Annotated in this window: 15 protein-coding genes; 7 read left to right on the top strand and 8 right to left on the bottom strand. The window is 63.4% G+C overall.

Annotation, left to right across the window (positions count from 1 at the left end):
• The first annotated feature begins 54 nt into the window (after window positions 1-54).
• Genes I6E74_RS03160 through I6E74_RS03135 form a run of 6 tightly spaced genes read left to right on the top strand, consistent with a single transcriptional unit; the run spans window position 55 to window position 8,436 of the window.
• Window positions 55-2,727, top strand: a complete 2,673-nt coding sequence (locus tag I6E74_RS03160) for an ABC transporter substrate-binding protein (protein WP_197122911.1) — start codon at window positions 55-57, stop codon at window positions 2,725-2,727.
• Between the two features lie 3 nt (window positions 2,728-2,730).
• Entirely contained in the window at window positions 2,731-3,720 is a 990-nt protein-coding gene (locus I6E74_RS03155; RefSeq protein WP_197122909.1) for an ABC transporter permease, read from the top strand.
• Window positions 3,717-4,574 carry an ABC transporter permease gene (locus I6E74_RS03150; RefSeq protein ID WP_197122907.1) on the top strand — a complete coding sequence of 286 codons (858 nt, stop codon included), beginning with the start codon at window positions 3,717-3,719 and terminating at the stop codon, window positions 4,572-4,574. The genes I6E74_RS03155 and I6E74_RS03150 overlap by 4 nt, the downstream gene beginning before the upstream one ends.
• Window positions 4,571-6,253 (top strand): ABC transporter ATP-binding protein, encoded by a 1,683-nt coding sequence (locus I6E74_RS03145; RefSeq protein WP_231604458.1) that lies wholly within the window; start codon window positions 4,571-4,573, stop codon window positions 6,251-6,253. The genes I6E74_RS03150 and I6E74_RS03145 overlap by 4 nt, the downstream gene beginning before the upstream one ends.
• Window positions 6,254-6,294: 41 nt before the next feature.
• Window positions 6,295-7,455 (top strand): peptidase C39 family protein, encoded by a 1,161-nt coding sequence (locus I6E74_RS14535; protein ID WP_307784365.1) that lies wholly within the window; start codon window positions 6,295-6,297, stop codon window positions 7,453-7,455.
• Window positions 7,456-7,479: 24 nt separating this feature from the next.
• Window positions 7,480-8,436 (top strand): pirin family protein, encoded by a 957-nt coding sequence (locus I6E74_RS03135; protein WP_197122905.1) that lies wholly within the window; start codon window positions 7,480-7,482, stop codon window positions 8,434-8,436.
• A 5-nt stretch (window positions 8,437-8,441) separates the two neighbouring features.
• Here the strand turns inward: I6E74_RS03135 and I6E74_RS03130 are convergent, their stop codons facing one another.
• From I6E74_RS03130 to I6E74_RS03110, 5 genes are all read right to left on the bottom strand, one after another.
• On the bottom strand, window positions 8,442-10,622 hold the full coding sequence (locus I6E74_RS03130; RefSeq protein WP_197122903.1) for an alpha-galactosidase: 2,181 nt from the start codon (window positions 10,620-10,622) through the stop codon (window positions 8,442-8,444).
• A complete protein-coding gene (locus I6E74_RS03125) occupies window positions 10,606-11,940 on the bottom strand; it encodes an ABC transporter substrate-binding protein (protein WP_197122901.1) in 1,335 nt (444 codons plus the stop codon). The genes I6E74_RS03130 and I6E74_RS03125 overlap by 17 nt, the downstream gene beginning before the upstream one ends.
• A gap of 75 nt (window positions 11,941-12,015) precedes the next feature.
• A complete protein-coding gene (locus I6E74_RS03120) occupies window positions 12,016-12,894 on the bottom strand; it encodes a carbohydrate ABC transporter permease (protein ID WP_197122899.1) in 879 nt (292 codons plus the stop codon).
• Window positions 12,894-13,826: a carbohydrate ABC transporter permease gene (locus I6E74_RS03115; RefSeq protein ID WP_197122897.1), complete on the bottom strand. Its 933-nt coding sequence runs from the start codon at window positions 13,824-13,826 to the stop codon at window positions 12,894-12,896. Before I6E74_RS03115 ends, I6E74_RS03120 begins: the two co-directional genes overlap by 1 nt.
• The gene (locus tag I6E74_RS03110; RefSeq protein WP_197122895.1) at window positions 13,823-15,862 is read right to left on the bottom strand and encodes a beta-galactosidase; all 2,040 of its coding nucleotides are present in this window, start codon (window positions 15,860-15,862) and stop codon (window positions 13,823-13,825) included. Before I6E74_RS03110 ends, I6E74_RS03115 begins: the two co-directional genes overlap by 4 nt.
• Before the next feature lie 235 nt (window positions 15,863-16,097).
• On the opposite strand from I6E74_RS03110, the gene I6E74_RS03105 reads away from it, so the two are divergent.
• Entirely contained in the window at window positions 16,098-17,120 is a 1,023-nt protein-coding gene (locus I6E74_RS03105; protein WP_197122894.1) for a LacI family DNA-binding transcriptional regulator, read from the top strand.
• Between the two features lie 96 nt (window positions 17,121-17,216).
• On the opposite strand, the gene I6E74_RS03100 is transcribed toward I6E74_RS03105, so the two are convergent.
• The 3 genes from I6E74_RS03100 to lysS form a co-directional block, all read right to left on the bottom strand.
• Window positions 17,217-17,405, bottom strand: coding sequence for a hypothetical protein (locus I6E74_RS03100; protein WP_197122892.1), 189 nt, complete (start codon window positions 17,403-17,405; stop codon window positions 17,217-17,219).
• Window positions 17,406-17,503: 98 nt separating this feature from the next.
• Window positions 17,504-17,662, bottom strand: coding sequence for a hypothetical protein (locus tag I6E74_RS03095; protein WP_197122890.1), 159 nt, complete (start codon window positions 17,660-17,662; stop codon window positions 17,504-17,506).
• Between the two features lie 8 nt (window positions 17,663-17,670).
• Window positions 17,671-19,170: a lysine--tRNA ligase gene (gene lysS / locus I6E74_RS03090; protein ID WP_197122888.1), complete on the bottom strand. Its 1,500-nt coding sequence runs from the start codon at window positions 19,168-19,170 to the stop codon at window positions 17,671-17,673.
• Window positions 19,171-19,199: the final 29 nt, after the last annotated feature.

Raw genomic sequence — 19,199 nt, 5'->3', positions numbered from 1 at the left:
AAGTTAATCATTCTGTAACGTTATGCAGGTGCTGTTTACCCATAAGGTGTCGTTATGAAGGACGCACCGCACGACACCGCCACCCTCGACGAACTGACGCGTGCGCTCGACCTCCACATGCTGCGCATCCTCGTTGCCATCCAAGAGACCGGTAGCGTTTCGGCAGCCGCTCGCCGACTTGGTTTCAGCCAGCCCGCCATCACCCAGCACCTCAAGCGCAGCGAAGCTCGGCTGAACATCGCCCTCGTCGCCCGCACGCCGCGCGGCATGGAACTCACCGAAGCCGGCGCCCTGCTTGCCCGCCACGCGCCCCGCATCGATGCCGCCGTTACCGCCGCCGCAAGCGACCTCACCGCGCACCTCGGTCTCGACCGGGGCGCCGTGCGGCTTGCCGCGTTCCCCGCCGCCGTCGCCAGCATCATCGCACCGCTACTCTCTCGCCTCGATCGCGAGTTTCCGGGCATCCACGTCGAATTCGGCGAAGCAGCACCGGATGCCGCCCTCAGCGCCGTCGCCGAAGGTCGCGCCGATATCGCCCTCGACTACCGCTACGCAAGCGACCACACCATCGCATCGAGCTCGCACACAAGCCCGGAGGGACTGCGCTCGCGCTTCCTGCTCTCCGAAAACGTGCTCGCGATCGTGCCTCAAGCCGCCGCCGATCAGCTCGGCGCGTCAGCGAGTGTCGCGGGGCTTCTTCCGTTCACGTGGATCGGCGGCCCGGCGACCTGCACCGAGCAGCTTGTTGCCGTCGCGACCGCCCTCGGCGAGAAGCCCACGCTGCGGCACGATGTGACGACCACCGGCGCAGCCCTTGCGCTCGTGGCATCCGGGATCGGCGTCACCTTTCTCTCCGAACTTGCTCTCGCCACCACGACCCTGCCCGATGGCGTCGTGGCCCTCGAGCTGCAGCCCAAACTTCGTCGACGCATCTATGCGACCACTCTCGACGACTCAGCCGACACTCCAAGCATCGCCGTAGCCCTCCGGCTATTGGCCATGCGAGAGGTGGCCCGGAAAACCAACAGTGACCGCGCGGCACTGTCACAGCACTCGCACCTCCAACGCGCGAAATTTGCATCCCCTCCCTTTACACCTCCTGTAACGCTCACCGAAAGGCACGAACTTCGCATGAGATCTACTAATTCCACCCTGGCAAAGGGGGCACGGGCCTCCACGGTCGCCGTCGCCGCCTCGGCCCTGCTGCTCGCGGGCTGTGCCACATCGAGCACTCCCACCGGCGACGGCAACATCGACACCATCACGGTTGCTCTGCCCGGCTCACTCTCGAGCCTCTATGTTGGTGCCGAAAGCGGCATCCTCAACTACTACATTGCCTCCATCACTCAAGAAGGTCTTGTCTCGATCGACGCCGACGGTGCCCTGCAGCCCGGCCTCGCCGAATCGTGGGACCAGCCGGATGACGTGACCTACGTCTACGAGCTGCGCGACGATGCGATGTTCCAAGACGGCACCCCGGTGACCGCCGACGACGTCGTGTTCAGCCTCGAGCAGGCGCGCGACGAGACCAGCTCGCCCGGCCTCTCGTACTACTTGGGTGGCGTGGAGAGCGTCGAGAAGACCGGTGACCTCGAAGTCACCGTGACCCTCTCGGCCCCTGATGCAGCATTCGCCGCCAACATGAGCACGGGTGGCGCGGCCTTCATCACTTCGCAAAAGTTCTGGGAAGAGAACAACGGCGAAGTCGGTACCAGCAGCGCCCTGCTTCTGGGCTCGGGCCCGTACAAGGTCACCGAGTTTGTTCCCGACTCGCACGTGAACTTCGAACGCGTTGACACCTGGTGGGGCGACCTTCCCGAGGTGAAGAACATCAACGTGAAGTTCATCCCGGATGAGGGCACCCGCCTTCTTGCTGCCCAGTCTGGCGACATCGATGTGGCGTTCAACGTGCCGCTCGCCCAGTCGACCCAGTGGGAAGACCTCGACAACATGCGTGTCGACTACGTCAACGACCTCTCGTACGTCGGCATGTACTTCAACACCGCCCTCGAGCCGTTCAACGACCCGAAGGTGCGCGAAGCCTTCGCCCACAGTGTTGACCGCACCACGATCGTCGACAAGCTGCTGCGCGGCCACGGCGAAGTAGCTACTGCCATCGCGACCCCCGAATCCCTCGGAAGTGTCTACAGTGCCGATGATGCCCGCGACCTGCTCGCGACCATCCCGCAGTACGACTTTGACCTTGATGCGGCTGCGGCAGCACTGGCAGCCTCCGATCACCCGGATGGCTTCGAGACCGACATTCTGTTCCCCTCCACAGGACCGCAGCTCGGCACCGCGGCTCAGTCGCTCGCCGAGAACCTCTCCAAGATCGGCATCACGCTGAACGTGCGCGAAGTTCCCATCGAGGAATGGCTCGCGAGCCTCGAACAAGACAGCAGCTACGGCGTTGGCCTCATGTGGTACTTCTCCACCCTGGGCGACCCCGCTGAAGTCTCGACCTACATGCTCGGCGACTACAACATCTCGAACTACGAGAACCCCGAAGTTCTCTCGCTATTCGAGCGCATTGGCGCCGAGACTGACCCCTCTGCTCGCATCGACCTCCTCATCGAGGCCGAAACGCTGCAGGCAGAAGACATCATCAGCGTTCCGCTCTGGTGGGGACAATCCGCCACCGCGTTCTCGAACGACATTGACATGAGCAGCTACAGCTCATTCGCGTTCATCTCGTCCTGGCCGACCCTGCTCACTCCGGCTGGATAATTTGTGACAACCACCCCGATCGCACGCGCATCACAAGCACGGTCCTTGGGCCGCATGCTTGTGGTGCGCGTGCTCGGCACCATCGGCATCCTGCTGGTGCTGTCCATCATTGTGTTCTCGATGCTGCACCTCGCTCCCGGTGACATCGTCAAGAACCTGCTCGGCAACCGGGCATCATCGCCGGAAGCCATCGCCGCCATCCGTGCGCAATACAATCTCGATCAGCCGCTGTATATGCAGTACCTGATCTGGTTGGGCAACACCCTCACCGGAGATTTTGGGCAGTCCATTCGGCTGCAAGATTCGGTATCGAATGTCATCGGCTCGCGCCTGGGCATCACTGCCGCCCTCAGCGGACTCGCGTTCCTCCTTGCCGTGATCGTCGCCGTTCCGCTCGGAGTGCAGAGCGCCGTTCGTTCGGGAAGCTGGATCGACCGCTTCGCTACCGGCTTCGGAATCGTCGGCCTCAGCGCCCCCACCTTTGCCGTCGGCCTCCTCCTTCTCTATACGTTCGCGTTCTATCTGCCGATCTTTCCGGTCTACGGATCGGGCGACGGTGGCCTCGACACCCTCTGGCACCTCGTACTGCCCGCCATCACTCTGGCCTTGGGACTCGGCGCCATCATCCTCAAACTCACCCGCACCGCCATGCTGCGCGAACTCGAAAGCGACTACGTGACCTTTGGTCGCGCGCGGGGCCTGCCCGACCGCCAAGTGCATCTGATCGCCCTGCGCAACGCCGCCATCCCGATCGTCACCGGCGCCAGCCTCGTACTGACCTTCCTGGTCGGCGGCACCGTGCTCGCCGAAACGACGTTCGCGCTGCCCGGCCTCGGCACTCTGCTGCAAGGCTCCGTGCTGTTCAAAGACATCGCCGTCGTGCAAGCGCTCACCCTGCTGGTGGCCGTGACAATTGCGATCATCGCCCTGCTGGCCGACCTTGCCTACATCTTCCTCGACCCCCGCATCCGCGCGAAGGAGAGTGCTCAGTGAGCAGCACCGAAGCCATCGTTCTGGCTAAACTTCCGCGGTCGCGCCGCCGGCATCCGGTGGCCGTCTGGTTGTCGCTCGCCCTGCTCGGCGTCGTCGCCTTCCTAGTGCTCTTCGGCAACCTGATTGCCCCGGATGCCACAGCCCAGTCGATTCTCGATTCGTTGCTGCCCCCGGGCAGCCCTGGTCACCTTCTCGGCACCGACGAACTCGGTCGTGACGTGCTTGCTCTGACGATCGCGGGAGCGGCATCCGCCCTCGTTGGTCCGGTGTGTGTCGCCCTCGGGTCGATGCTGCTCGGCATTCTGCTCGGCACGGTTGCGGGCTACCTCCGTGGACCGATCGACTTCATCATTGGCCGCTGGACCGACCTGCTGTTCTCGCTGCCGCTGCTGCTGGCCGCCATCGTCGTCGCGGGCGTCTTCGGCGCTGGCTATTGGATGACCGTGCTGCTGCTGATCCTGCTGTTCTCGCCCTCGGACATCCGCATTGTGCGCGCCGGAGTTATGGAGCAGGCCGCGCGCCCCTTCGTGGAGGCAGCCCAAATGCTGTCGCTCTCCAAGACCCGCATCATGTTCACGCAGGTGCTGCCCAACGTGTGGTCGCTGATCATCACCAACTCGATGCTCAATGTGGCGTTCGCACTCGTAGCCTTCTCGTCGCTGTCGTTCTTGGGCGTCGGCGTTGCCCCCGGCACGGCCGACTGGGGGCGCCAGCTCACCGATGGTCGCGCCATCATGATCGACAACCCGGCAGCGGTTCTTGTGCCAGCCCTGCTCATCATCGGCGTCGCTTCGGCAGCAAACCTTGTGGGCGACTGGCTCGGCCAAAACTTGACCAGAACGGGACGCTCATGACCGAGACCAGCATGACAAACGTGCCCGCGTCGGGTGACGGCTTGGGCTCCGGATCGAGCAGCGGCTCGGGCACTGGCCCCGGCATCGACTCGACCGCTCAGGTGGCCGTTACCGGACTCACGATCGACGGGCCGGCTGGCGTTGTTGTCGCCCCCTTCGACTTCTCCATTGCGCCAGGTGAAACCCTCGCCCTCATCGGCGAATCGGGCTCCGGCAAGACGCTCTCAGCCAAAGCCATCGCCGGGCTGTTGCCTGCCGGCTTCACCGCGCGCGGCACCATCGAGCTTGCGAGTGCAACGATCGAACTGCCCGCTACGGATGCCGTGTGGCGTGCGACCCGAGGTCGCCGCATTTCACTGCTGCTGCAGGATCCGTTCACGAGCCTGAGCCCCGTGCACCGCTGCGGCACCCAAATCGGGATGACGATCGATGCCGCGAGCGCGACCCGCCTCAGCCGTGAGGAACGCACCGCCCGCATCACGCAGAGCCTGGCCGAAGTGAACCTGCCCGCGGATGTCGCGCGCGCCTACCCCCACGAACTCTCCGGGGGAATGCGTCAACGGGTGGCCATCGCGGCGGCCCTCGCCACCGACCCCGAACTGCTCATTGCCGACGAGCCAACCACCGCTCTCGACGCGAGCAACCAGGGCGAGATTCTCGACCTCCTTCGGGGCCTGCAAGAGAAGCGCGGCATGGCTGCCCTTCTCATCTCGCACGACCTCGGGATGGTGCGCGGACGTGCCGAGCACGTGCTCGTCATGCGCCACGGCGAGATCGTGGAGCGCGGTGTCACGAGCTCCGTGCTCAATGCGCCAAGCCACCCCTACACTCGGGCGCTGATCGAAGCCGACCCCTCACTCACCGATCGCTCGGCCGGGGTCGTGCGTATGGCATCCGGTGTCGGCATGACCGCTGCGGTAGCAGACGCCGACTCAGCAATCGGCGACCTCGTCACCGCCACCGACATCACCAAGAGCTTCGGCGATAAGACCGTTCTGCACGGTGTGAGCGTCACCGTGGGCCGCGGCGAGACCGTCGGCATCGTCGGCGAGAGCGGTTCGGGCAAGACCACAATCGCGCGGTGCATTGCCGGGCTCGAGCACGAGACCAGCGGAGTGATCGAGTTCGACGGTGTCGCCCTCGCCGCCGGCCGCGCTTCACGCACGCCGAAGCAGATGCAGATCGTGTTCCAGGATCCGTACTCCTCGCTCAACCCGATGATCAGTGTCGGACGGTCGCTGAAGTTGGCGTTGAGGGTGGCGGGTCGTCCGGCATCCGACCTCAATGGCCTGCTGCAGTTGGTTGAACTGCCCACCGACTTCGCGAGTAAGCGACCAGCAGAGCTGTCGGGCGGCCAACGCCAACGAGTCGCCATTGCCCGTGCTCTGGCTGTTCAGCCAGAGTTGCTGATCTGCGACGAATCAGTGTCGGCGCTCGATGTGTCGGTGCAGAAACAGATTCTCGATCTGCTGGCGAAGCTGCGCGTCGAACTCGGCCTTTCGATCCTGTTCATCTCGCACGACCTCGCCGTGGTGCGCCAGCTCGCCGACCGCGTGTACGTGCTGCGGTACGGCGAAGTCGTCGAGTCAGGTCAGTGCCACGACGTGCTCAACGCGCCGACTCATCCCTACACTCAGGCGCTCGTCGCAGCGTCCATTCACGAAGCACCCACTCACTGAGCTCGGCGCCACAAGCGCCCGACTCGCCCCGAAAGGACCCCGTGGACACCTCCACTCCTGCTGACTCCGCCGCCACACACACGACCGACGCCGCCGCCTCGAACACCACCACCGCTGCTGTTGATGCAACGATCGGCACTGCCGTTGTTCAGCTCGCGCCCGCCGAGCTTCCCACGCACCTCGCAGAGGCTCTCGGCACCGAGCGTGCCGCCGAATGGCAGCGCGATCGCGAGCCCTATAGCCCTCGGGTATGGATGCTCGCCTCCCCCACCGGCAGCGCAGCGGCCCTCACCTCGGGTCGCCCGAATACGCGCTACACGAAGCTCGTTGATCTCTGGGCCGACAGCGATGCTGCTGCCCAGAGCCTTCTCGGCGAGCTGATCGCGGCTTCCGCGGAGCGTGGAGACGCCGCCCTCAAATGGCAACTCCCGCTCGAGGCTGAGCTGCCAGCCTTCGCCGCCAACTTCGGGTTCACCGAACTGCGCACCCCCATCTCCTCGGCCGACGGCACGCAGGGCGTTCGCGGCTTCGCGCTCTGGCACGGCGGCTGGCCGCACGAGCAACTTCGCTACTACGGCCAGACCACGCTGTTCACGTGTGGCGCGGTTGCCGCCATGACAGCGCTCAGCCACCTCGGCCTTGAGCCCTTTGCCGACACCGAAGACGATGATGCCCGCGAACGCGAACTCGCGTTCTGGCGTTCGGCCACCAATTTCCCGGCGTGCGAACCCCTCGGTCTCGCCGTCGCCGTGCACGATGTGATCGCCCAGTCGGCTTCTGCCATCAGTCTCGAACTGCACCTCGACACGACCGCACCGACACTGCTCGAGACCTATGAGGGCGAAGAGCGCACGTTCCGGGAGCAGCTGCAGGAGCAGTCGCGGGCCGAAGCGGCGAGCCGCGGCATCCAGCAGCACACGGCTCCGTTGTCGATTCAGCAGATCAGCGAACGCGTTGCCGGTGGCGAACTCGCCATCCTGTTGATCGAAGAAGAACCCATGCACGATGCCTCGACCCCGCACTGGGTCGTCGCTCACTCGGTGAAGGGCGACACCATTCTGCTCAACGATCCGTGGATCACGGCCGAGCAGGGCGAGACCTGGGTCGACTCCCACGATCTGCCCGTCTCGATCGCGGTGCTCGACCAGATGGTCGCGTTCGGCGACCCCACTTATCGCGGGGTCATTTTTGTGGCACGCTAGCTCTCACTGAGGTCAGGAGCCGCCGTGAGTAACACCGAGAAGAACCCGGCCGAAGTGCTGTGTGAAAACGAGCTCGGCACTGGCGTGCAGTTGCTCTCGCCTCGCGAGGTTCCCCTTGGCGGCCCACGCGCGATGAACGTGAGGCGCACGCTGCCGCAGCGGTCCCGCTCGCTCATCGGCGGGTGGTGCTTCGTCGACCACTACGGCCCTGAGACGACGCGGATGCACGTGCCGCCGCATCCGCATACCGGCCTGCAAACCGTCAGCTGGCTTTTCGCGGGCGACATCGAGCACAGCGATAGCGTCGGCAGTCTCGCAACCGTGCGGCCCGGAGAGTTGAATCTCATGACGGCCGGGCGCGGCATTTCGCACTCCGAGGTCTCCCCCGCCGAGCCGACGCTGCTCCATGGTGCGCAGCTCTGGGTCGCCCTGCCGAACGCCCACCGCGACACCGCGCCCGCGTTCGAGAACTTCGTGCCGACGCCGTTTGAGCATCAGGGCGCGACCGTGAGCGTCTTCATCGGAGAACTCGCCGGCGTCTCATCTCCCGCCCGCGTCTTCTCCCCGCTTCTCGGCGCGCAGCTCGACGTACCCGCCGACACCAGCATCACCCTCACGCTCGACGCCACCTTCGAGCACGGCGTGCTCGTGGATGCCGGCGACGTGACCATCGCTGATGTCGAGACGCCCGAAGATCACCTCGCGTATCTCGCTCCCGGCCTCACCGAACTCTCGATCACGGCGGCGACGGATACTCGGCTCCTGCTACTCGGCGGCGAACCGCTCGGCGAGGCCATCATCATGTGGTGGAACTTCATCGGGCGCAGTCACGACGAGATCGTGATGTTCCGCGCGCAGTGGCAGGCCGACGTGATCGAGGCCGGCAATCCCTCTGGCCGCTTCGGAACCGTGGCCAGCTGTGATGGGCATCCGCTGCCCGCCCCGGAACTGCCCACGATCAGGCTGAGGCCGCGCCTCTAGACCGGCTAGAGTGCACCGCTCGCGTTTTCTCCGCCGACCGCAGTCACCCGCAATACGAGCGCCTCATCAGGATGCAGAATCGGCAGAGTGAGACCAACCGACCCGAGCGCTGCGCCCGACAGCGTGAGCTCGCCGTCGTGCCACCACGCTGGCGCAGTGCCCGGGTAGGTTGCCGCTTCCGCACCCACATCGACGGGGGTGATGCGGTACAGACGGTGCGGGTCAAGTCCGGGCAATCGCCGGGCGGTGGGTACAGAGTCGGTGGGGGTCACGAGGTTGGTCACCCAGAACACGGCATCAGCTGTTGAACCGGTAGCGTCATCCGCCACAATTCCGGTGACGATCGGGTCGGCGCTGAGTTCGCTGCGCACAACGCGCCCCGAATGGATGAGTCCGCGCAGTGAACGGTAGACGCCCGCCCACGTGCGCAGCGCATCTCGCTCTTCGCGAGTCGCGGCGGTGAGGTCCCACTCGATGCCCGAGTGGCCCATAAGCGCAGTCGCGAGCCGGAAGCTCAGAGACAGTGAACGCCCCGAGGTGTGCGCGGGCGACGAGCCAACATGCGATCCGAGGTACTCGAACGGCACGAGCAGGTTGGTCCAGCGCATGATCGAGAAACGGTCGTGCGCATCATTGGTGTCGGATGGCCAGACCCGCTGCACGCGCTCGAGCACTCCGGCATCCACTCGGGCCCCACCCGAAGCGCAGGACTCAATTTCGACGTGCGGGTAACGCTCGCGCAGTTCGTCCATGAGGAGATACGTTGCGGCGACATGGCGGTGCACCGAGCCACCGAGCAGATCACGGTTCATGTCCCACTTGAGGTAGCTGATCGCGTACTCGTCGAGCAGCGCCGCAATTGCATCGCGCACATGCTCACGCGCAGCAGGGTTATCGAGATCGAGCACGTGCTGGTTGCGCCACGACTTCGGCAGCGGCCGGTCGTCGTCGCGCAGAATCCATTCCGGATGCTCGCGCGCAAGATCGGAGTCGAGCGACACCATCTCGGGCTCGACCCACAACCCGAATTGCATACCGCTGGCTGTCACTCGGTCAACGAGTGGAGCGAGACCCTCTGGCCATGACGTGGCATCCACCGTCCAGTCGCCGAGCGCGCGCTTGTCGTCGGTGCGGCCGGTCATCCAGCCGTCGTCGAGAACGAAACGCTCAACGCCGACGTCTGCTGCGGCATCCGCAAGTGCTGCGAGCTGGTCAAAGTTGTGGTCGAAGTACACGGCCTCCCACGTGTTGAGGGTGAGCGGGCGCGGTGTCGAGGGATGCGCGGGGAGGCTGCGGAACCAGTGATGAAAACGGTTGCTCAGCCCGTCGAGGCCGGAATCCGACCACGCGGCGTAGGCCCACGGAGTTTCGTGGGTGTCGCCCGTCGCGAGGCGAACTTCGCCGGGAGCCAGCAGCTCGGCGATGCCTACTGTGGTGTAGCCGAGCGCAAGGCGATCAATCCACACGCGGGTATCGCCGCTCGTTCCGGCGTGTACTGCCCACACCTCACCGTGGCGGAAACCAAAGCCGGGTGTTCCCGACACGGTGAGGAAGGAATCGTTGTGACCGCGGCGACCGTGGCGCGACTCGCGCAGCCAGGTTCCGTAGTCGATGGCGGAGCGCTGGGGTTGGCGTTCTGCCGCCCAAATTCCACTGAAGTCGAGTCGCTCGCGCGCAACCGGTGGGAGCGGAAAAACAGTGGCCAACGATGAAAGCTCGAAAGCCTCGGCGGCGGTGTTGGTCAATCGTGACCGGCTGCGCAGCACTCCGGCGGCAGACAGTTCAAAGTCAATGGTGAGGCTGAGGGCCTCGTCGTCGACCAGCGTGACCGAGATACGGTCGGGGGTCGGATGCTCGATGCTCGCGGTCTGCAGAGACGGCCGACGCACACGCCCACCGCTTGCTCCGGCAGCCCGATCGTGGCGGCCCTCAAGACCGGGCAACCCGGTCCAGCCCTCGGCGAGCAAGGGAACGATGCTCAGCCGGAAAGGTTCGTCGATGGAACTCGGCCCCAGAGCACGCTCGCGCGAATCTGCGAGCGCCGCGAGCTGGTCGTGGTCAAGTTCTCCGAGGTCTGCACCCCAGTGCGTGATCGACGGCACGCCCGTGCCGCGAGCATCCAGCACGAAGCTGGTGCCCGCGGCACGGAGGTGAACGATGTCGTTCGTGTTATTCGTTGACAGCAATCGCGGCAGCCTTCATGGCGTCGATTGTCTTCTGCTGACCGGTGGTCAACGCATCCGTGAGGGTGCCTGAGCCAGAGATGGCGCCAGAGAATCCGTCAGCAACATCCGTGTACACCTGCGTCATAGTCGGGCCCCACGTGAAGTCAGGGTTAACTTCTGCGCCGGCAGCGGCGAAGACGTCGTAGATGTTCTGTCCGCCGAAGAAGTCGAGACCTTCGGAGAAGGCCGGCAGGTCGCCACCGGTCTTCGTTGCGGGGTAGATGTTCGCCGTTGCGTTCATGCTGGCGAGTGCCTCAGGGTCGGTGTTCAACCAGAGAGCGAACTGTGCCGCCTCGTAGGGGTGTTCGCTTCCCTTGAGAACAGCAGTGCTCGATCCGCCCCAGTTGCCGGCTGCAGAGTCGCCTTCGTTCCACTGCGGCATCGGAGCTACAGCCCAGTTGCCTGCGGTGTCAGGTGCACCACTCGTGATGGAGTTTGCACCCCATACTGCAGAAACCCAGCTCCAGACGTCACCGGAGTTGTAGCCGTTGTTCCACTCGTCGGTCCAGGCCGGGAGGGTGGCAACGAGGTCATCGTCAAGCAGTCCCTGCCAGTAGTCAGCAACCTTGAGCGACTCGGGCGAGTCAAGGGTTACGTCCCAGGCTTCGCCGTCGTTTTCGAACCACTGGCCATCTGCCTGCCAGACGAGTCCGGCGAAGGCGTTGATGTCGCTCTGTGAGAAGTTGGTGATGTAGCCACCCTCTTCACGAATCTGCGCGGCAGCCTCTGCGTATTCGTCCCACGTGGTGGGGATGTCGATGCCAGCGGCTTCGAACAGGTCGGCACGGTAGAACAGAGCCTCGGGGCCGGTGTCCTGCGGAATTGCGTAGACCGAGTCTTCTTCACCGAAGGTGACCTGGCTCCAGGTCCAGTCGATGAACTCGTCCTGAGCGTCCATTACTCCCTCACACGAGGCGATGTTGACAACGCCGTCTTGTACGCGGAAGTTGGGCAGGGCGTCGTATTCAATCTGACCAAGGTCGGGCGCGTTGCCGGCTTCGATCTGGTTGAAGAAGTTGTTGTACGTTCCGCCAAGACCGTTGGGTCCCGTCTGAACCTCAACTTGGATGTCGGGGTTCTGCTCGTTCCAGATTGCTGCGGCGTCTTCCATGCCGGGCAGCCATGTGGTGAAGCTGAGCGTTACGGGTCCGTCTGACGGGGTGCACGCGTCAGCGGCGTCAGTGCCACCGTCTGTGCCTGCACCGGTGGAGCATGCTGAGAGTGCGAGCGCGGAGACGAGCACCAATGCTCCTCCAGCGCGAGCTATGCGATTAGCCATGCGATTACCTTCCTAGTGATTGTGATTGTGATGCGGGGTTTCCCTCGGGGGTAGTCCGAGTGGTCGAGCGGGCGACTACTTGAGTGCGCCGGTTCCTAGTCCGCTGCGCCAGAAGCGCTGCAGGCTGAGGAAAGCAATGATGAGCGGGATGATCGACAGCAGTGCGCCGATGATCACGTATGCCCGAATTTCGGGGATCTGGTTCACTTGGCTATTCCAGATGTAAAGACCAAGCGTCACGGGGAACAGCTTCTCGTCGCGCAGCATGATGAGCGGTAGGAAGAAGTTGTTCCAGATCGTGACGAACTGGAAGAGGAAGATCGTGACCATTGCCGGCGTCATGAGTCGGGTGGCAACGGTAAAGAAGGTGCGTACTTCTCCGGAACCATCGATGCGCGCAGCTTCGACCAGTTCGTCTGGCACACTCGAGGTCGCATAAATACGAGCGAGGTAGACGCCGAACGGGCTCACGATACTCGGCAAGAACACCGACCAGAATGTGTTGGTGGCGCCCACCTGGCTGAAGACCAAGAACAACGGAAGCGCGAGCGCCGTTGCGGGAACCAGCACGCCACCCAGCACCACGTTGAAGAGCGTTTCGCGGCCGCGGAAGCTGTACTTCGCTAGCGCATAACCCATCATCGTGGCGAAGAGCGTCGCGACGGCGGCACCAGCTCCGGCGTAAAGGATGCTGTTGAGCATCCACTGGAAGAAGAGTCCATCGCGGTAGTTCGCCAGATTGACGATGTTCTCAACCAGGTTGAAGTCAGCGAACCACAGCGGCGCAGACGAGGTGAAGTCGCCACGGTCTTTCGTCGCTGCGACGAAAAGCCACCAGATCGGAATCAGGAAGTAGAACGTGCAGATTGCCATCACTAGCATGGCACCCGAACGCGAGAAGAGGCTTTCGCGAGGACCGTTGTGCTTCTTCACGGGAGCTTTGGTGGCACTCATCAGTCAGCCTTTCGCTGGGTGAACTTGAGCACGGTGAATGAGAGCGCGAAGGTGAAGAGCGCGAGAACCACCGAGAAGGCTGCGGCGAGGTTCACGTTCGGCACCGACGCTGTCGAGTAGATGAGCAAGTTAGGGGTGTAGGTGCTCGTCACAGCAGACGTGAAGCTCTTGAACACTTGTGGCTCGGCGAGCAGCTGCAGAGTTCCGATGATGGAGAAGATTGCGGTGAGGGTAATCGCCGGAGTGATCAACGGGATCTTGATCGACCACGCGATTCGAGCTTGCGACGCCCCATCGAGGCGGGCTGCTTCGTAAATCTCGCTCGGAATCGCCAGCAGCGCCGAGTAGATGATGATCATGTTGTAGCCGACGAAGACCCACGTGACAACGTTCGCGATCGACCAGAGCACAAGGTCGGCGCCCAAGAAGTTGATCTCTTTCGTGATCGCGGTGAACGGCGACAGGTTGGGCGAGTAAAGGAAGCCCCACATGACAGCGGCGATAACACCCGGCACGGCATACGGTGCGAAGAAGGCGAGACGGAAGAACCGCTTGCCCTTGACCAGCGGCGAGTCCAGCAGAAGCGCCAGCAGCAGCGCCAGCCCCAGCATGACCGGCACCTGAACGATGCCGAAGCCGAGAACCCGAAGAATGGAATCCCAGAACGAGGAGTCTTGGAAGACTCGTGCGTACTGCACGAAACCGCCGAACACCTCCGTTGGCTTACCGAAGGTGCCTTCACGCTCGACCGTCAGCAACGACTGATAGATCGCCACCAGAATCGGCAAAATGTAGAACAGGCTGAACAGTATGGAGAACGGCGCGATGAAGAACAGCACCGCTGCACGGTTATTCGTGGCCTTAGTCTTCACCCGGATCTTCTTCGTCACCGCCTTTTTTGGTGTGGCGGGCGTGGCAATGTCTGTAGTCATCGCGTTGCTCCTTCTTCGACAGTCAGGCGGATGACGCGAACGCCACCAGCGGGAACAGCCACCGAACCTGTGACTGTAGTTTCCGTCAACAATTCTGCGCCGTCGGCGGGGAAAGTAATCTCATGCGCGCTGTGGTTAATCACAAAGCGGAAGCGGTCGGTGTCATTTGATCGCGTGACGACCTCAACGCCCTCGGGCAGCTCGATCGCTTCGATGCCAGCTTCGTTGAGCGCGCGGCCCATCAGGTCAGCAAAGCTGGGCTCGTCGAGCGCGGTTGCCACATACCACGCAGCACCCGAACCGAAACGGTTGCGAGTGATGGCCGGGCCACCAGGAATGGGGCCGGACGCGAACTCGGCAACGACATCCGCTGTGGTGGGGCGGACGTGCTCGGCCCAGATGCTCGCGTTACCGCCGTCGTTCAGCATGAGGCGCGTTTCGGGCTTCACAGGCATGAACTGCTCGGTCCAGACACCAAGCATGTCGCTGAACGCACCGGGAGGGGTCTCGCCGGTGGCATCGAGGCGGATGCCGTCGGTTTCGTCCACGATGCCGGAGAAGAACGTAACAACGGCGTTGCCACCGCCCGCAACGTAATCGCTGATGACGGCCGCACTCGCGTCGTCGACGAGGTAGAGGCTAGGAACAATGACGAGCTTGTAGGCGTCGAGCGCAGCACCCGGGGCGACGATGTCCACCGTGACGCCGTTCGCGCTAGCAGCGTTGTACGCCGCGTGAACCTGCTCGAGGTAGCGCACGGCAGACGATGGCTGCGAGTCGCCCTCGGCCGCCCACCAGGATTCCCAGCTGAAGACGAGGGCAACGGACGCCTCGACCCGAGTGCCCGCGAGAGTCTCGAGGGAGTGGAGTTTCTCACCCAGGTCGAGGGTCTCGCGCCACACAGCAGTGTCAGTACCAGCGTGAGGGAGCAGAGCCGAATGAAACTTCTCGGCGCCTTGTCGTGACGCTCGCCACTGGAAAAAGCAGACGGTGTCTGCTCCCCGAGCAACGTGCGTCAACGTGTTGCGAAGCATTTCACCCGGCTGCTTCGCCAAGTTGTATGGCTGCCAGCTCACCGCGCTGCTGGCCTGCTCCATGAGCATCCACGGCTCGCCCTGGGCAAGCCCACGAGTGAGGTCGGCAGCAAACGAGAGTTCATTGTTCGGATGCGGCAGCCGGTGATCGAGGTAGTGATCGTTAGCGATGACATCCATTTCGCTCGCCCACTGCCAGTAGTTTTGGCTGCGGATGTGCGCGGTCACCATGAAGTTCGTGGTCACCGGGATGCTGCTCTGCGAGCGCAGCAGTGTCGCTTCGGCCTTGTAGTAGCCGAGGAGCTCGTCGGAGCTGAAGCGGTTGAAGTCGAGGCGTTGCGCAGGGTTCGCCGACGAGAGCGTGGCGCGGGGCGGCAACACTTCGTTCCAGTCGCTGTAATGCTGACTCCAGAAGGTCGTGCCCCAGGCGGCGTTGAGCCCATCGATGGTGTCGTAGCGCGACTGCAACCAGACGCGGAACGCGGCAGCAGAAGTGTCGCAGTAGCAGTGCGCGTTGTGGCATCCGAGTTCATTGGAGACGTGCCACATCGCGAGGGCGGGGTGGTCGCTGTAGCGCTCGGCGACTTTAGCTACGAGGCCGAGAGCCGCAGTACGGAACTCGGGAGAACTCGGGCACCACCCTTGGCGGCCGCCCTGCCAGCGACGGGTGCCATCGGCGGCGGTGGGCAGAATATCGGGGTGCGCCGTCGTAAGCCACGCGGGCGGCGATGAGGTGCCAGTGCCCAGGTTCACCCGGATGCCGGCAGAGTGCAGCAGATCCATGATCGCGTCGAGGCGAGTGAAGTTGTACTCTCCCGCTCGCGGCTCAATCTCGGCCCAGCCGAAGATGTTGATCGCGACGAGGGTGACCCCGGCCTGCTGCATGAGGGCGACGTCTTGCTGCCACACTTCTTCGGACCACTGCTCGGGGTTGTAGTCACAACCGAGCACGAGGGATTCGGGTGACCAGCTCGCGACGCGATCTGCGCGGGGTGTGGTCACGCGTGCCTCCTTTGGCGATGGGTGCAGCTGCTGGGTCAGCAGTTCTACTCACAATTGTCCGAGTTCTGTGAACGTGCACAGAACCTCACCCACAAAAATTGGCGACAATCTCTGGGAGCGTTCACACACTAAGCGAGCCTTATTCGTTGTGTCAAGCGGTCGGCGTGTCTGTGAGCGTGAACAGTCCCGCGAAACGGGGCCAGTGCCGCACCCGTGGGAGCGCTAGCATGGGGTTATGGCAACACCTGGGGCACGACCACGCCGCGCGACAATCTTCGACGTCGCGGCCGAGGCCAACGTCTCCCGTGGCACCGTCTCCCGCATGCTCAACGGCGAACCGTACGTTTCTGACTCCGCGCGAGAGGCCATCGAGAAAGCCATCGCCAAGGTCGGCTACGTGCGCAATATGGCGGCCCGCAACCTTGCCACCCAGCGTTCCAAAGCAATTGCGCTCATCGTGCATGAGCCCCACTCCGTCTTTCTCGAAGATCCCAACATCGGCGCGATTCTTCTCGGCACCAACGATCGTCTCTCTGAAGACGACTACCAACTCGTCTGCCTCATCATCGGCTCCGACCGCGACAGCGCCCGCATTGCTGACTACCTGCGCGGTGGCTTCGTCGACGGCGCCGTCATCGTCTCCGCCCGCGAACACGACCCCATCGCCGACGCCATCGCCCACATCGGCCTCCCCGCCGTCTTCGTCGGCCACCCCATGAGCGCACCAGAAATGCCCTACGTCGGCATCGACAACCGCGGTGCCGCCCGCGACATCACTCGCGAACTGCTCTCCACCGGCCGCAAGAAAATCGGCATGATTGCCGCAGCCCTCGACCGCGACTCCGGTAGCGAACGACTAGCCGGCTTTCGGGATGCCCTGGGCGACCAGTTCGACGAGAATCTGGTTGTCGATTTTCCGCTCTACTCGCGCACCAGTGGCGTTGAGGGAATGAAAGCCCTCCTCGACCGCGCCGGCGATATCGACGGAGTTTTCGCGGCATCCGATGCTCTCGCTGCTGGCGCCATGGATGTGCTGCGCGAACGCGGGCGCTCAGTGCCAGGCGACATCGGCATCGTTGGTTTCGATGACAGCGACTGGGCGATGCGGTGCCAGCCCCAACTCACGACGGTGCGCCAGCCAGCCGACCTCCTGGGGCGCGAAGCGGCATCCATGGTGTTGGAGCTCGTGAACGGCATCACGCCCGAGTCTCCCGGTCGCATTCTGCCGACCGAAATCAAGCTGCGCGGCTCAGCCTAAAGCAGCGTTTCTTCTCGCGGACGCAGAACTTCTTCTCGCGGACTCAGGGGCCTCTTCCGTCCGACGCAGAGAACCCCTGCGGTCAGCCGCTGAGGTTTACGCCGAAGGGGTTGTCGTTGCCTGAGCGGCTACTTTGGCGCGCTCTTCGGCTTCGATCTTGGCGTAGCTGTCACGTTCGGTGCGGTCAGAACGAATAATGGCCGACATGACGATCCAGAAAATGGCGCCAATAGCAATCGTCGGGATGACGGAGAAGAGGGCGTTCGACCAATATTCTTGAGGCACCTCTCTAGCCTAACCGTTCACGAAGGTGACAATAGCGATGAGAACCACAAGTCCCACGAGAGTCACAGTCATGATGAGCCGTGAAGATTTACGATCCACTACTGAGCCTTTACGAGTACGCCAACGAGGCCAGTAAGCACCATGAAGAGCCCTGCGCCCGCCACGAGCACCCACAGCGCGATGCGCATCGGGGTGATCGTCGACTTCTTCGGCGTCTCAGACGCGTCCGAAGTCTCGCCGGGAACGGGATCAGTCATTGCCGTACTTACTTAACCAACGGAAAAAGGATGGTTTCGCGGATGCCGAGGCCAGTGATGGCCATCAGCAAACGGTCAACGCCAACACCGATTCCACCGCTCGGCGGCATGCCGTGCTCGAGCGCGCGGATGAAGTCTTCGTCGAGTCGCATCGCTTCGACGTCGCCTTGGCTAGCCAAGAGTGCTTGCTCAACGAAGCGTTCACGCTGGATAACCGGGTCGACGAGTTCGGAGTAGCCGGTGGCCAGCTCGAACCCACGAATGTAGAGGTCCCACTTCTCCACAACACCTTCGATGGTGCGGTGGTCGCGCACGAGCGGGCTCGTGTCGACGGGGAAGTCCATGACGAAAGTCGGGCGGTCGAGGCCCGGCTTCACGTAGTGCTCCCACAGCTCTTCAACGTACTTGCCGTGGGTGGGCTGCGTGACCTCGATGTCGACGGCATCCGCCAACACCTTCAGCTCGGCGGCGGGCGTCTGTGGGGTAATGCTGAGCCCGGCTGTCTCGTTGAGGGAGTCGTACATGGAGATGCGCGCCCAATCGCCGCCGAGGTCGTACTCGGTGCCATCGGAAAGCGTAACGAGCGTGGAACCGGTGACGGCAACCGCCGAGTTCTGAACAAGCTCCTGCGTGAGGTCGGCCATTTGGTTGTAATCGCCGTAGGCCTGGTAGGCCTCGACCATGGCGAACTCGGGCGAGTGCGTGGAGTCCGCACCCTCGTTGCGGAAGTTGCGGTTGATCTCAAACACGCGCTCAATGCCACCGACGACGGCACGCTTCAAGAACAGTTCCGGCGCGATACGCAGGTAGAGGTCGGTGTCGAACGCGTTCGAGTTCGTGATGAACGGACGAGCGGATGCCCCACCGTGCATCGTCTGCAGCATCGGCGTTTCGACTTCGAGGTAGTCGTGCGCGGCGAACGTTGCGCGCAGGCTCGAGTTGACCTTGGCGCGGGCACGCACCGTGAAGCGGGCCTGTTCGCGAACAATGAGGTCGAGGTAGCGGCTACGAACGCGCTGTTCGTCGCTCAAGTCTTTGTGGAGGTTCGGGAGGGGCAAGACGGCCTTGGCGGCGATCTTCCATTCCTTGACCATGACCGACAGCTCACCGCGACGGCTCGAGATGATCTCGCCGCTCACGAAGAGGTGGTCGCCGAGGTCAACAAGTTCTTTCCAGAGAGCGAGCGACTCGTCGCCCACTTCGCCGAGAGAAACCATGACCTGGATGCGCTGGCCGTCGCCCGATTGCAGCGACGCAAAGCACAGCTTGCCGGTGTTGCGGAGGTGCACGATGCGACCAGCAAGGCCGACAACATCGCCCGTGGTGTCATCCGCTTCAAGCGACGGATACTTCTCGCGAACCGCCGGAATGCTCGTGGTGATGGCAACGCCGACCGGGTACGCCTCAGCGCCCGAATCGATGAGTCGCTGACGCTTCTCTAACCGAACAGCTTTCTGTTCAGAAACTTCGGCCTCGGTAGGGTCTGGAGTGTTAGCGGCGTCATTCACGCCCTCAATCGTAGCCGGGATAACGCCAC

The organism is Salinibacterium sp. SWN139 (assembly GCF_015864625.1).
Taxonomy (GTDB): Bacteria; Actinomycetota; Actinomycetes; order Actinomycetales; family Microbacteriaceae; genus Rhodoglobus.
The sequence above is the reverse complement of the archived record's forward strand: the minus strand, read 5'-3'. Positions and strand labels throughout refer to the sequence as shown.